The organism is Streptomyces sp. UW30, assembly GCF_008042075.1.
GTDB lineage: Bacteria > Actinomycetota > Actinomycetes > Streptomycetales > Streptomycetaceae > Streptomyces.
In genome coordinates, this window is record NZ_RDBN01000005.1 from 1,274,130 (window position 1) to 1,288,240 (window position 14,111).

The following is a 14,111-nucleotide window of genomic DNA, read 5'->3' on the forward strand; positions in this document are numbered from 1 at the left end:
TGAGGCGGTGAAGGTTTCTCCCCACCGTCCCACCGCCGTCGGTGCTGTCAACTCCGGGCTTCGGTGATCGTCACTGAGTGGCGAACTTCTCGCCCATCCCGTCGAAGACCGCCTTGGCCTCCTTGCCCAGCCGCGGACCGGCCAGCCAGCCCGAATCCACCGGACCGATCGAGGTGTTGGACACGAGCGCGGGCTTGCCGTCCGAGCCCGCCGCGATCCAGCCACCACCGGACGAACCGCCGGTCATGGTGCAGCCGATGCGGTACATGGTCGGGTCCGACGCGGTGAGCGACAGCCGGCCGGGCTTGTCCTCGCACTGGTACAGCTTCTCGCCGTCGAACGGCGCCGCGGCCGGGTAGCCGACCGCCTTCATGCTCTCCACGTCCGGGACGGCCGGCGCGTTGAACTCCACCGGGAGGGCCGAACCGACCATCTCCTCCAGGGACTTGCCGTCGCCGCCGGCCTCCGGCTTCACATGCAGCACGGCGAAGTCGTACGGCGCGCCGTCCCCGCCCGTCGGACCGCCCTGCTTGATCCACTGGTCCGAGGTCTGCACCCAGTCGGCCCACCAGACGCCGTAGGGGGCGACCTGCTCCCTGGTGGCGCCCTTCATCGCGGCCGCCCCCATGGCCTTGTCGTTGTACGACGGGACGAACGCGATGTTGCGGTACCAGCCGCCGCTCTTGCCGGCGTGCACGCAGTGGCCGGCCGTCCACACCATGTTGGACTTGCCGGGGTTGGCCGGGTCCTTTACGACCGTCGCCGAGCAGACCATCGTGCCTTCGGGGGAGTCGAAGAACACCTTGCCCGCCTCGGGGGCGTTGGCGTGGTACGCGGGCGACACGGCCTGCGCGTCCACCGGCTGCGGCGTCGGGTCGGTCACGCCCTGGTCACCGGAGAGGTCGCTGTCGTCGACGCCCCGGTCCGGGTCCTCCGCCTCACGCATGCGGTCCGGGTCCCACAGGCCCTCGATGATCGGGTTGATGTAGTCCTTCGCCTCGCGCAGCCAGTCGTCCCGGTCCCAGTTCTTCCAGGCGCCGTCCTTCCACTTGTCGAGGTCGATCCCGTGTTCCTTGAGCTTGTCCTTGATGTCGTCCGGGATCGTGATCTCGCCCTCGCCGCCGGCCGCGGCGGACGCACTGGCCTCGCCGCCCGCCTCGGCGTCGCCCGACTCGCAGGCGGTGACGGTGAGCGCCAGCGCCGCGGCGAGCGCGACCAGGGGCAGCGGGGAGGTCCTGCGGCGCGCGCTCCTCCCTCGACGGGCGGTGAACGACGGCCGTATCGATCGCATGATCTGTCTCCCCCTGAGGTGACGTGTGTGGTGCCGCGGCCGTGAGGCTTGCTGATCGCTTGCTGATCGCTCGCTGGTCCGGCGTGCTGTCACGGCGCGTTGGGACGGCACCACACACTATGCGGTCGCTGTGGGGGAGTTCCGACGGAACGGCAACGGTTTCGCTACGAGGCGTCTGAACTGGCAACTTGTGTGAGGGGACGCCGAATCGGGGGCTTGGGGGACGGGATTGCGGGTGTCACGGTGCCACGGATTCACGGGGCGTCGAGCCCTCGGCGGTCAGCAGCTCGGCGTCGTAGTCGGTGGCGGTCGCCATTCCGGGTGGCTCGCCCGTGGGCACGGCCGGCAGGTAGGTGCGGATGCTGTGACCGCTTTCGCCTTGTCGGCCGTCCCCTCATCTTGTCGGCCGTCCCCTCATCCGGTGCGCGCCCCCGATGAGGATGCGGACGGCCCGCGTCCCTGCTGCGCCGCCCGGTGGCGGAAGACGTGGCGGTATGTCTGCGGTGAGACGCCGGTGAGCCGGCCGAAGTGGTGGCGGAGGTTGGTCGCGCTGCCGAAGCCGGTGCGTTGCGCGACGCTCTCGACCGCGTCGTCGGTCGTCTCCAGCAACTCCTGGGCGAGCCGGACGCGTTCCTGGAGGATCCACTGCAGGGGCGTCGTGCCGAGGGCCTCACGGAACCGGCGGGCGAAGGTGCGCTCGCTCAGTCCCGCCTCGCGGGCGAGCTGCGGCACCGTCAGCTGCTCGTGCAGATGGTGGCGGGCCCACTCCAGAACGGGCGCGAGGGTGTCGCTCGTCCTGCGCACCCGGACCGGCGGCCGCGCGTACTGGGCCTGACCGCCCTCGCGGTGCGGCGGTACGACCATACGCCGGGCCACCTCGTTGGCCACCGCGGAGCCGAAGTCCTGACGGACCAGGTGGAGGCAGAGGTCGATGCCGGATCCGGTGCCGGCCGAGGTGAGGATCGTGCCGTCCTCGATGTAGAGGGACGTCGGGTCGAACTCGACGTCGGGGAAACGGTGGCTGAAGTCCATCGCATGCATCCAATGCGCGGTCGCCCGCCGCCCGTCGAGCAGCCCTGCCGCGGCCAGCACATAGACGCCGGAGCAGATGGACACGATGCGCCGGCCCAGCTCATGGGCCCTGCGTACGGCTTGCAGCAGCTCGGCGGGGGGATCGAGCTGCACGGCCCGCGGACACGCGGCCACGACCACGGTGTCGGCCTCGGCCAGCTGGTCCAGCCCGTGCGAGGTGGGCACGACGAGTCCGGTCGCCGTACGCAGCGGTCCGGGCTGTGCCGCAGTCAGCCGCATCTCGTACCAGGGATCGACCAGGTCGCTGCGGTCGGTGCCGAACACCTCGCACGGAACGGCGAGTTCGAACGTCGGGGCACCGTCGGTCACGGCGACGGCCACAACATGTCGCTCCATGGCAGAAATTTAGCGCACCCTGTCATTTCTGCCGCTTGTGCCCGCTGATCATGCTCGGGAACCCTCTCTTGTCATGGGCTCCGAGACGATCGAAACGAAGACGAGCCGGCCAACGGGCCGCCTCACCGCGGTCCAGGGCACGGCGATGTATGTGGGCGCGGTCCTCGGCACCGGCGTCATCGCCCTGCCCGCACTCGCCGCCGAGGCCGCCGGTCCCGCCTCGCTGTTCGCGTGGCTCGCGCTCGTGCTGCTGTCGGCCCCGCTGGCGGCGACCTTCGCTGCACTGGGCGCACGGCACCCGGACGCCGGCGGGGTGTCCCACTACGCACGCCTGGCGTTCGGCGACCGTACGGCCGCCGTGGTCGGCTGGTGCTTCTACCTAGCGGTCCCTCCGGGAGCGAGCGCGGCGTCCCTGTTCGGCGGCGCCTACGTGTCCGCGGCACTCGGTGGCGGACGCACCACCACCACGGTGACGGCGGTCGGGCTGATGATCGTCGTCACCGCGTCCAACGCGGTGGGCGTGCGCGTGACCGGACGGTTCCAATTCGCCCTGGCCGGGCTGCTCGTCGCGTTGCTGCTGGTGGCGGTGGCCCTGTCGCTGCCGCACGCGAGCGCCGACAACCTGCGGCCCTTCGCACCGCACGGCTGGACGGCGATCGCGCCCGCCGCGGCCCTGCTGGTGTGGAGCTTCGCCGGCTGGGAGGCGATCACCCACCTCGCGGGCGAGTTCCGCACTCCGAGCCGTGACCTGCCGCGGGCGACGACCGCCGCGGTCGTGATCGTCGGCGTGCTGTACCTGGCGGTCGCGTTCGCCGTCATCGCCGTGCTCGGGCCCGATGCCGCCCGGGCCGAAGCGCCGCTCGGCGAACTCATGGCCCAGGGGATCGGCGGCAACGCCCGCCTGCTCGCCGCGGTCGCGGCACTCCTGCTCACCCTCGGTGCGATGAATGCCTACTTCGCGGGCGCCGCCAAGCTCGGCGCCGCCCTCGGCCGGGACGGGGCGCTGCCGGCCTGGCTCACCCGCGGCAGCACGGCCGGCGAGGTGCCGCGCCGCAGCCTCAGCGTCGTCTCGTCGCTCGCTCTGCTGTCGCTGGGCGCCGTGACCCTGGCCGACGTGGGGGCCCGCCCGTTGGTGCTCCTGACCACGGGCTCCTTCGTGACGGTGTACGCGGTCGGTGTGGCCGCCGCCCTGCGACTGCTGCCGAAGCGGGGCAAGGCCCGCGCGGCCGCGATCGTCGCGCTCGTGGCCGTGGTGATCATGCTGCTCATGTCGGGCCGGTACCTCCTGTGGCCCCTCGCGGTCACCGGAGCCGCCCTGCTCTACCTCAAGCTCGGCGGCCGACGGGCCAACCGGGCGACGGCCGCCGCGCCGACACCGGACGGCCCGCCTCCGGCCGTGGTCGCCGCCCCCTCAGTCGAGGCGTCCTCGGACGTCACGGAGAGAAACTCGTGACCGACAGACCTTTGACCAGCGTGCCCGTGGGGTCCTACGGGCCCGATCTGGCGCACCTTGGGACCGAGGTGACCCGGTTCCTTCAACTGCCGGGAGTCGACCAACTGCCGGGAGTCGACAGGACGGCCACACCCGAGACCGCCGCGCCCACGCCGGACCTGGCGATACGGGAGCACCGAACGGCGCTGCTGCGCCGGCTCAACTCCTGAGGGGTGCCGCATCCGTTACCCCCGGAACGGCGATACGGACCTGTTCGACGCCGGAATCCGTGACTGGGCGGCGCGCTGGGCAGGCGCGATGGTCCCGATGGAGCTGCCCTTCGCCCGGCTGAGCGACGAGGACATCACCCTGCTCGGCGAGTACTACGCCGACCTGGCGAACCTGCCCGTCGGCACGCCCGGCCGCCCCCGATCACTGGGTCCCACCGCAGCGGCCAAAACCCTGTACCGGCTGTGTCCGCGCACGTTCCTGCCCTGGGACGACGCCATCGCGAACACTCTTCACGGCGCCCGGGACGCGGCGGCGTTCATGGCCCACGAGAACCTCGGACGAAGCTGGGCGCGCCGACTGCTCGACGAAAGCGGCCTGGACGAGCGGACACTGGTGGCGTCCCTCGGCAGCGAGGGAAGGTCACTGGCGAAGTTGCCACGCCACCTCGCGGGACGGCGGGGGCCGTCCGCAACCCCCATGGCCGCGAGGCGACCCGTTCGCGGCGGCGACGCTCGAAGCGGGGCCGCGTCCGCGACGACCGGATAGCCGCCAAACCGTGCACATCGGGCGCCCAGCGACCGCGGTTGTGCCCTGACCGCCGACGGTTTCGACTCGGCAATGATCTCGAAGCAACCCGTAACCCGGTGACCGGTCCGGGGTTGGTAGCCGTGGGGGGCCTGCCGTCCGTGAGCGGCCCCCTGTGCCCAGTTCCCCGGAGTTTCGAGTGGACACTCGCGGGGCTTCGTATGTCGGGTCGGGCGAGGATGCGAAACACCTGCTCGCCCCTGGACAGCGGGAGGACAGGGAGCCATGGCCGTGACCGAATCTGTGCGCGAGGGTACGTCCGAGTCGGCGGGGGTGGGCGCCGCACACGAGGGGATCCTGCGACGGCAGTCGGCCCGCGAGTCGGCGGCGCGAACCTACGCCCGTGCCCTGCCCATCGTGCCGGTGCGTGCACGTGGGCTGACCATCGAGGGCGCGGACGGCAGCCGATACCTGGACTGCCTCTCCGGCGCCGGGACGCTGGCGCTCGGACACAACCATCCAGTGGTCCTGGAAGCCATCCGCAAGGTCCTCGACTCGGGTGCGCCCTTGCACGTCCTCGACCTGGCGACGCCCGTCAAGGACGCCTTCATCACCGAGTTGTTCCACACCCTGCCACCCGGACTCGCCGACAACGCTCGCGTGCAGTTCTGCGGACCGGCCGGCACCGACGCCGTGGAGGCCGCCTTCAAGCTCGTCCGGGCCGCGACGGGACGCACCGGCATCGTCGCCTTCAGCGGCGCCTACCACGGGATGACCGCCGGCGCGCTCGAGGCATCCGGGGGCGCCTTCGACGTACGGGTCGCGCGCCTGCCCTACCCGCAGGACTACCGCTGCCCCTTCGGCGTCGGCGGCGCACACGGCGCCGAACTCGCCGCCCGCTGGACCGAGTCCGTCCTCGACGACCCCAAGTCGGGCGTCCGCCGCCCCGCCGGGATGATCCTCGAACCCGTCCAGGGCGAGGGCGGAGTGATCCCGGCCCCGGACGAGTGGATGCGCCGCATGCGGCAGATCACGGCCGACCGGTCCATTCCCCTGATCGCCGACGAGGTCCAGACGGGAGTCGGGCGCACCGGCTCCTTCTGGGCGGTGGAGCACAGCGGCGTCACCCCCGACGTGATGGTCCTCTCCAAGGCCATCGGAGGCAGCCTGCCCCTGGCCGTCATCGTCTACCGCGACGACCTCGACGCCTGGCAGCCCGGCGCCCACGCCGGCACCTTCCGCGGCAACCAACTCGCCATGGCCGCCGGCATGGCAACCCTCGCCTACGTCCGCGAGAACCGCCTCGCCGAGCGCGCGGCCGACCTGGGCACGCGGATGCTGCACCAACTCCGGGGTCTGGCCGCAGAGTTCGATTGCATGGGGGATGTGCGCGGGCGGGGGTTGATGATCGGGGTCGAGGTGGTGGAGCCGGAGGCCGAACCCGAGCGTGACGTGGAGCGGGCGGCGGCTCCGGCGGGTCAGGGCGAGATGCTTGCCGCTCCGGACTGGCGTGGGGGAGCGGGTGACCATGCGATGCCGGGCGCTCCGGCTGATCCCGGGCGGGCTGGGGGCCTCATGGACCTCGCCCCTGTCCACACTGCGGGCGGTTCGCCGGCTGGCGTCGCCCACGTCGGCCGGACGGCGGGGACCGCACCGACGGCAGCGACGTCGATGCAAGGACCGGATCGCCATCCTCGCCCTGCCGCCCCCGAACTCGCGGCCGCCATCCAGCGCGAGTGCCTGCGACGTGGCCTGATCATCGAACTCGGCGGCCGCCACTCCAGCGTCGTACGGCTCCTCCCGCCCCTGACCATCAGCGACGAGCAGGCGACCGCGGTACTCGACCGACTCGCCGACGCGGTGGACGCGGTATCCCGCGGCCAGATCGGTCATGGCCGGTTGCAACGCCCGCACGCAGGACAGCGCCGACGTGTCGACCTGGCCGGCGGCGCGGACCGGGCTGACGTCGCGGACCGGGCTGACGTCGCGGACCGAGTGGATCCCGCTGATCGAGCCGGCCAGGCCGACCGGGCGGGATAGCGAGCCCGTAGTCGGGGGCGCGTCAGCGCGTACACGCATCTGTTCACTCACGCCGTCGCCTGTCAGCTTCGCCAGCCCCCGACGACCGCTCGCTACAAAACGAAGCATCACGCCCCCTCGCAACCTTGCCTCCAACTGACACACCCCCTCCATCCGTACCTCCGGAACGCGGCTCTCCAGTCCGCGCCCCCCCACGCACAGCGCACCCAGCCGCCGTCGGCGCGCGAGCCAGGACCACCGCAAGAGGACCAGCCTTGAACAGCACCCCCACAACTGCCGTCCGCCGTCCCGCCGCACCGCAGCGAGGAGACGCCCCGCAGGACCCTGCGTCGGCTGATGGAGCCGCTCCCGTGCAGGCACCGCTCCGCACGCAGACGCAGGCAGGCGCCCCACCCATCGAGCGGCTGTACGGCGTCTCCTCCGACCTCCTGGAGCACCCCGACCCGCACACTGCAGCCCAGGCCGCCGCCGTGGAGAACCTGCTCCGCTGCTGGGTACGCGAGACCAACGTCCCGCCACCCCACGACGGAGTCCTCCGCATCCCGTTGCCTGCCACAGGCATGGCCCTGCTGACCCCGGTCCACTACTGGTCCCCGACGGGGTGGCACCGCTTCGGCCTCCCACACCTGGCCGACGCCCCGAACCAGTCCCCGCCGATCGACGCAGTCACCCTCGCCGCGCTCCTCACCAGGGAGACGCTGCTCTCTCACTCCGAGCCCGCCGTCTGCGACTCCACCACCTCCCTCCCCTCAATCGACGATCCCGCTCCATCCATCTCGGTGCCCGACGGCGTGCCCCGGACCTCCTCCGCATCGACACCCACAGCCCTCGCAGTCCCCCCGACATCCGCCGCCACCGACCTCGTCGCCCGCGTAGCCGACTCCACCCAGCGAACCGTCACCTTCATCAGGGATCGCCGGGACAACCTGGCCAACAGCCCCGACCTGTTCCTCGCAGCCGAGCAAGCGCTCCTGCTCGGACACCCGCACCACCCGACGCCGAAGAGTCGCGAAGGCCTCTCCGAGACTGAAGCCCGGCTGTACTCACCCGAGTTGCGCGGCTCCTTCCCGTTGCACTGGTTGGCTGTCGCCCCCTCCCTGCTCGCCACCGACTCGGCATGGACCGAACGAGGTCGCCCCGTCCCCGCGCCCCAGCTCACTGCGCGACTTGCTGGCCCGGACCTGCCGCTGCCCGCCGACTACGCAGCCCTGCCGCTCCATCACTGGCAACTGCGCGAGGTCAGGAACCGCCCCGCGACCGCCGCCCTGCTCGATGCCGGACTGCTTGTCGACCTCGGCGACCACGGCAAGCCCTGGCATCCCACCTCCTCCGTACGCACCGTCCACCAGTCCGGCGCCCCGGCCATGCTCAAGCTGTCGCTGGGCCTGCGCATCACCAACTCCCGTCGCGAGAACCTCCGCAAGGAACTGCACCGCGGGGTGGAGGTCCACCGACTCATGCGCAGCGGTCTCTCGACCCAGTGGCAGGCCGCGCACCCGGCATTCGACATCGTTCGCGACCCGGCCTGGCTCGCCGTCGACGGGCGGGACGGAGGCCCGGTGCCAGGTCTGGACGTGATGATCCGGCATAACCCCTTCCGGCCTGCCGACGATGTGTCCTGCGTAGCCGGGCTCGTCTCACCTCTCCCTCACTTCCCTCACTCGCAATTCGGCATCACAGCCCGACGCCCGATGGACAGGGAGCCTCATCGGTCCCGTCTCGCCGAGCTGGTCACCCGTCTCGCGGCCCAAACCGGTCGCCCCCGAGGGGCCGTTGCCGCGGAGTGGTTCCTGCGCTACCTCGAACATGTCGTACGCCCAGTGCTGTGGCTTGATGCCGAGGCCGGCGTCGCCCTGGAGGCGCACCAGCAGAACACCCTGCTCCTGCTGGACGGTGACGGTTGGCCCTCGGGCGGCCGATACCGCGACAACCAGGGTTACTACTTCCGCGAGTCACGGCGCGCAGACCTGGAGGCCCGGCTGCCCGGCATCGGCGAGCACAGCGACACGTTCGTCTCGGACGAGGTCGCTGACGAGCGTTTCGCGTACTACCTCGCGATCAACAACGTGCTGGGTCTCATCGGCGCCTTCGGCTCCCAGCGCCTCGTCGACGAACAGCTGCTACTCGCCGCCTTCCGGCGCTTCCTCAGCGAAGTGGCCTCCGGTCCCACCCGGCTGCGGACGTCGCTGCCTGCCCGCCTGCTCGACTCACCGGTCCTGCGCTGCAAGGCCAACCTCCTGACCCGTATGCACGGCCTCGACGAACTCGTAGGCCCGGTCGACACCCAGTCCGTCTACGTCACCATCGCCAACCCCCTTCATTCCTGAGGAACATGCCCCATCCCGCTTCCTGAGAGGAGCGTCCCTGTGCCTCCCACCGACGCGAGTGCCAACGCAGGTGCCGGCGCGGCCTTCGACCACGGCATCGCCACGAGTCCGCCCACTCGTGAGAGCCGTATCGGCCCGGCTGCCGACGCGGGTGCAGACACTGAGGACACGCTGGACCTGCACCTGCCCGACGAATTCGTGGCGCTCTTCATGGAAGACGCCGGTGTCGGCGGCAGACGAAGCCTTGGCGCTGGCGCTGGCGCTGGCGCTGGCGCTGGCCCAGGCGAAGGCCCCGGCCTGTGTGCGACTCGGACTACATCTCCTTCCACCGTCCCGAAGACTGACGACCTGCTCGGCACCGTCGCCGACTGGGGACCGGTCAGCACACCGGCAGGGGTGTTGCACCTCGTCCCCGTGCGGATCGAGCGAGACCTTCCGATCGTCAGCCGGTGGATGAACGACCCCGCCGTCACGGCGTTCTGGGGCCTCGCCGGACCGGAGAACGCCATCGAGGAGCATCTGCGGTCCCAGCTGTTCGGTGACGACGGACGCAGCGTCCCGTGCATGGGCCTGCTGGAGGGAACACCGATGAGCTACTGGGAGATCTACCGAGCCGACCTCGACCCGCTGGCCCGCCACTACCCGGCCAGGCCCCATGACACAGGTGTCCACCTTCTTATCGGTGCCGTGGGCGATCGAGGGCGGGGCCTCGGCGGAACCCTTCTCCGAGCCGTCGCCGATCTCGCACTCGACAAGCGGCCCGCCTGTGCTCGTGTCGTCGCCGAACCGGACATTCGCAACACCCCTTCCGTCGCCGCCTTCTTGACCGCCGGATTCCGGTTCTCTGCCGAGATCGACCTGCCCGCCAAGCGGGCCGCCCTCATGATCCGAGACCGGAGCCTGCGTCATCTGATGTGACGCTGCGTCGCAACGTCGTCACAATTGGTACACCGCTCGCGCCGATCCGGTTCCCACTTCTGGCGAACCGAATTCAGGCCGAGTCGATCTCTCCCAATACCGGGTCGATTTGCTCGAATCGCGCGGTGCGCAGGGCGGACTGCAGCGGACTGCAGCGGACTGCACGGTGCTCGCCACAAGCTCCCGAATCGATCTGGCCGGAGCTGACCGACCTTGATCACAACTGGCGCCCATCCGACTGCACCGAACCGACCCCACACCCACCCTCAAGCCGACCTCACACCCACCCGAACTGTTCCTGACCCCGACCGAACCATCCCTGACCTCGAACAGATCCCTCTCTGACCTCGACCGAACCAATCCCGCACCCACCCGAACCGCCCCGATCCCCGTCCGAGGCACCTCCGGTCTTGATCCAGCCCCCGTCCCCACCGTGGTCGCTCATTTGTCAGTGCCGGGCCGTAGGGTGGTCGCGCTATGACAAAGCCCTCACTCCCCGAACTCCTGCATGCCGCCGTCACCGCCGTAGGCGGCACGGAGCGCCCCGGCCAGGTGACCATGGCCGAATCCGTCGCGGAGGCGATCGACGGCGGTACCCATCTGCTGGCCCAGGCCGGCACCGGCACCGGAAAGTCGCTGGGCTACCTCGTGCCCGCGCTCGCGCACGGGGAGCGTGTCGTCGTCGCGACGGCCACCCTGGCCCTTCAGCGCCAGCTCGTGGAGCGGGACCTGCCCCGCACCGTCGAGGCGCTGCATCCGCTGCTGCGCCGCCGCCCCGAGTTCGCGATGCTCAAGGGCAGGTCGAACTACCTGTGTCTGCACCGCCTGCACGAGGGAGTCCCGCAGGACGAGGAGGAGGGCCTCTTCGACCAGTTCGAGGCCGCCGCACCCACCAGCAAGCTGGGCCAGGACCTGCTGCGGATGCGTGACTGGGCGGACGAGACGGAGACGGGCGACCGCGACGACCTGGCGCCCGGCGTCTCCGATCGCGCCTGGGCGCAGGTGTCGGTGTCGTCGCGTGAGTGCCTCGGTGCTTCGAAGTGCGCGTACGGCGCGGAATGCTTCGCCGAGATGGCCCGTGAGCGGGCCAAGCTCTCGGAGGTCGTCGTCACTAACCACGCGCTGCTCGCGATCGACGCCATCGAGGGCGCCCCGGTCCTCCCGCAGCACGAAGTCCTGATCGTCGACGAGGCGCACGAACTGGTCTCCCGTGTCACCGGAGTCGCCACCGGCGAACTCACCCCGGGTCAGGTCAACCGCGCCGTGCGTCGCGCCGCGAAGCTGGCGAACGAGAAGGCTGCCGACCAGCTCCAGACCGCCGCCGAGGGCTTCGAACGGCTGATGGAGCTGGCCCTGCCGGGCCGCCTGGAGGAGATCCCGGAAGATCTCGCCTACGCCCTCATGGCGCTGCGTGACGCCTGCCGCACTGTGATCTCCGCGATCGGCGCGACCCGCGACAAGTCCGTCCAGGACGAGGACGCGGTCCGCAAGCAGGCCCTGGCCTCGGTCGAGTCCGTGCACGACGTGGCGGAGCGGATCACCAACGGCTCGGAGTGGGACGTCGTCTGGTACGAGCGTCACGACCGCTTCGGGGCGTCCCTTCGCGTGGCTCCCATGTCGGTGTCGGGCCTTCTGAGAGAGAAGCTCTTCGCGGACCGCTCCGTCGTCCTGACCTCTGCGACTCTGAAGCTCGGTGGCGACTTCAACGGCGTCGGTGCTTCCCTCGGGCTCGCTCCGGAGGGCACGGAGGGCGACGACGTCCCGCAGTGGAAGGGAGTCGATGTCGGCTCGCCCTTCGAGTACCGCAAGCAGGGCATCCTCTATGTCGCCAAACACCTGTCGCGCCCTGCGCGGGACGGCGACCGTGTGGACATGCTCGACGAGCTGACCGAATTGATCCAGGCGGCCGGCGGCCGCACGCTCGGCCTGTTCTCGTCGATGCGGGCCGCCCAGCTGGCCGCGGAGGAGCTCCGTTCCCGCATCCCCGAGTTCCCGATCCTCCTTCAGGGCGAGGAGACGCTCGGTGAGCTGATCAAGAACTTCGCGGCCGACCCGAAGACCTGCCTGTTCGGCACGCTCTCGCTCTGGCAGGGCGTGGATGTACCCGGCCCCAGCTGCCAGCTGGTCGTCATGGACAAGATCCCGTTCCCACGCCCGGACGATCCGCTCATGAGCGCCCGCCAGAAGGCGGTGGAGGATGCCGGCGGCAACGGCTTCATGGCGGTCGCCGCCACCCACGCCGCGCTGCTCATGGCCCAGGGCGCCGGCCGCCTCGTACGGGCATCGGGGGACCGCGGTGTGGTTGCCGTACTGGACCAGCGGCTGGCTACCGCGCGATACGGGAGCTATCTGAAGACGTCACTGCCCGACTTCTGGTACACGACGGACCGTAACCAGGTCCGCAAGTCGCTGACCGCGATCGACGCGTCGGCGAAGCTGGCGGAGGCGAAGGCGGAGGCAGAGTAGCCACGGGCATCGGTGGTTAGCCTGTCGCGGCGCCGCGACAGGCTAACCACCGATGCAAAGTCCGCTGACGCCGGGTCCCCGCGACCCTGCTGCGTCCAAACGGCACAAGCCTTGACACAGCACAGGGCCCCGGAACCGGCGCAGGGGTCCCGGGGCCCGGTCAGAGGGCGACGCCTTTCGGGTTCGCCCGCCGCAGCCGTCACACGCGCCGCAGCACCGCCACCACCTTGCCCAGGATGGTCGCGTCGTCGCCGGGGATCGGCTCGTACGCGGAGTTGTGCGGGAGGAGCCAGACGTGGCCGTCCTCGCGCTTGAAGCGCTTCACGGTGGCCTCACCGTCGAGCATCGCGGCCACGATGTCGCCGTTCTCGGCGACCGGCTGACGGCGGACCGTGACCCAGTCGCCGTCGCAGATCGCGGCCTCGATCATCGAGTCACCGACAACCTTGAGCACGAACAACTCGCCGTCGCCCACCAGCTGGCGGGGGAGAGGGAAGACGTCCTCGACCGACTCCTCGGCGAGGATGGGGCCGCCGGCGGCGATGCGGCCGACCAGCGGGACGTAGGACGCGGCGGGCTTGCCGGCGGTGTCGGTGGGCTGCACGGACGCGGCCTGGTCGGAGCCGCGCACCTCGTACGCGCGCGGGCGGTGCGGGTCGCGGCGCAGGAAGCCCTTGCGCTCCAGTGCCATCAGCTGGTGCGCGACCGAGGATGTGCTGGACAGGCCGACCGCCTGGCCGATCTCCCGCATCGACGGCGGGTAGCCACGGCGCTGCACGGAATCCCTGATGACTTCGATCACGCGGCGCTGCCTGTCGGTGAGCCCTGAGCTGTCCGCCCGGATACCGGGAGGTCGACCCGGCAGGGAGCGCTTGTGTCCCTCGGGATTCATGGCTTCGTTCATCGCATGCACCGGCTCGAGTCGGCCCTGGGAGCGGTCCTGGGCAGTGATGGTGGCACTGTCTGCGGTGGTGGTCACGTCGGCCCCTCTCGATGGTCTCCCTGCTGCACAACGGTAGTTGCTTTCGAAAGGTTGCGCCAAACACACGTTCGAGTGAAAAATCGCGGATCGGCTTACGTGATCGCGTGTCGGGGTGTATGGCTGACGAGCTGGCCGGCGGGCAAAAGGGCCCATTGTTGTACTCTTCACCGCCGGGGTGGCGACCTCGTGGGTTGTTGCCCCAGTCTGCCATCCGAGATCAGCTCAACCGGGAACCGACCCTCATCTGTGCGGGAGTCCTACGTCCCCTCCGTGCGGCGCTCACGCTATCTCCGTATGTGCTGCAGCGATACGGCTGTGCATAGGAGTGTGCGGCGAGTGGGCGTGGCCGTACGGCACATGCCGTGCCTGTGCGACACGCGCGAACGGCTTGGATGTATGAGCCAATCCCCACATCTAGTGGTTGGATTGCAGCAGCAGCCCAGAAGTTGTGGTCCCCCCGGTCTTCGGACC

10 protein-coding genes are annotated in these 14,111 nt (G+C 70.4%); 7 read left to right on the forward strand and 3 right to left on the reverse strand.

Annotation, left to right across the window (positions count from 1 at the left end; translation table 11 throughout):
* Nucleotides 1-70 precede the first annotated feature (70 nt).
* Nucleotides 71-1,291 (reverse strand): trypsin-like serine peptidase, encoded by a 1,221-nt coding sequence (locus EAO75_RS07505; protein ID WP_147994160.1) that lies wholly within the window; start codon nucleotides 1,289-1,291, stop codon nucleotides 71-73.
* A 414-nt stretch (nucleotides 1,292-1,705) separates the two neighbouring features.
* Nucleotides 1,706-2,719 (reverse strand): GlxA family transcriptional regulator, encoded by a 1,014-nt coding sequence (locus EAO75_RS07510; RefSeq protein ID WP_147994161.1) that lies wholly within the window; start codon nucleotides 2,717-2,719, stop codon nucleotides 1,706-1,708.
* Between the two features lie 73 nt (nucleotides 2,720-2,792).
* Between EAO75_RS07510 and EAO75_RS07515 the strand changes: the two genes are divergently transcribed.
* From EAO75_RS07515 to EAO75_RS07545, 7 genes are all read left to right on the forward strand, one after another.
* Complete coding sequence (locus tag EAO75_RS07515; RefSeq protein ID WP_147994162.1) at nucleotides 2,793-4,172, forward strand: APC family permease; 1,380 nt, start codon at nucleotides 2,793-2,795, stop codon at nucleotides 4,170-4,172.
* The gene (locus tag EAO75_RS07520; protein ID WP_147994163.1) at nucleotides 4,169-4,381 is read left to right on the forward strand and encodes a hypothetical protein; all 213 of its coding nucleotides are present in this window, start codon (nucleotides 4,169-4,171) and stop codon (nucleotides 4,379-4,381) included. Before EAO75_RS07515 ends, EAO75_RS07520 begins: the two co-directional genes overlap by 4 nt.
* Before the next feature lie 97 nt (nucleotides 4,382-4,478).
* Nucleotides 4,479-4,928 (forward strand): hypothetical protein, encoded by a 450-nt coding sequence (locus EAO75_RS07525; RefSeq protein WP_147994164.1) that lies wholly within the window; start codon nucleotides 4,479-4,481, stop codon nucleotides 4,926-4,928.
* A gap of 264 nt (nucleotides 4,929-5,192) precedes the next feature.
* Nucleotides 5,193-6,947, forward strand: coding sequence for a diaminobutyrate--2-oxoglutarate transaminase family protein (locus EAO75_RS07530; RefSeq protein ID WP_147994165.1), 1,755 nt, complete (start codon nucleotides 5,193-5,195; stop codon nucleotides 6,945-6,947).
* 395 nt (nucleotides 6,948-7,342) lie between these two features.
* On the forward strand, nucleotides 7,343-9,274 hold the full coding sequence (locus EAO75_RS07535; RefSeq protein WP_261989192.1) for an IucA/IucC family protein: 1,932 nt from the start codon (nucleotides 7,343-7,345) through the stop codon (nucleotides 9,272-9,274).
* 39 nt (nucleotides 9,275-9,313) lie between these two features.
* The gene (locus EAO75_RS07540) at nucleotides 9,314-10,192 is read left to right on the forward strand and encodes a GNAT family N-acetyltransferase (protein ID WP_261989170.1); all 879 of its coding nucleotides are present in this window, start codon (nucleotides 9,314-9,316) and stop codon (nucleotides 10,190-10,192) included.
* A 477-nt stretch (nucleotides 10,193-10,669) separates the two neighbouring features.
* Nucleotides 10,670-12,658 (forward strand): ATP-dependent DNA helicase, encoded by a 1,989-nt coding sequence (locus tag EAO75_RS07545; protein WP_147994167.1) that lies wholly within the window; start codon nucleotides 10,670-10,672, stop codon nucleotides 12,656-12,658.
* Between the two features lie 199 nt (nucleotides 12,659-12,857).
* On the opposite strand, the gene lexA is transcribed toward EAO75_RS07545, so the two are convergent.
* Nucleotides 12,858-13,637: a transcriptional repressor LexA gene (lexA, locus tag EAO75_RS07550; RefSeq protein ID WP_093911680.1), complete on the reverse strand. Its 780-nt coding sequence runs from the start codon at nucleotides 13,635-13,637 to the stop codon at nucleotides 12,858-12,860.
* Nucleotides 13,638-14,111: the final 474 nt, after the last annotated feature.

Excerpts from the sequence above, each read along its gene's own strand:
- EAO75_RS07505 (WP_147994160.1), bottom strand. The coding sequence starts at position 1,291 with ATGCGATCGATACGGCCGTCGTTCACCGCCCGTCGAGGGAGGAGCGCG.
- EAO75_RS07510 (WP_147994161.1), bottom strand. The coding sequence starts at position 2,719 with ATGGAGCGACATGTTGTGGCCGTCGCCGTGACCGACGGTGCCCCGACG.
- EAO75_RS07515 (WP_147994162.1), top strand. The coding sequence starts at position 2,793 with ATGGGCTCCGAGACGATCGAAACGAAGACGAGCCGGCCAACGGGCCGC.
- EAO75_RS07525 (WP_147994164.1), top strand. The coding sequence starts at position 4,479 with ATGGAGCTGCCCTTCGCCCGGCTGAGCGACGAGGACATCACCCTGCTC.
- EAO75_RS07530 (WP_147994165.1), top strand. The coding sequence starts at position 5,193 with ATGGCCGTGACCGAATCTGTGCGCGAGGGTACGTCCGAGTCGGCGGGG.
- EAO75_RS07545 (WP_147994167.1), top strand. The coding sequence starts at position 10,670 with ATGACAAAGCCCTCACTCCCCGAACTCCTGCATGCCGCCGTCACCGCC.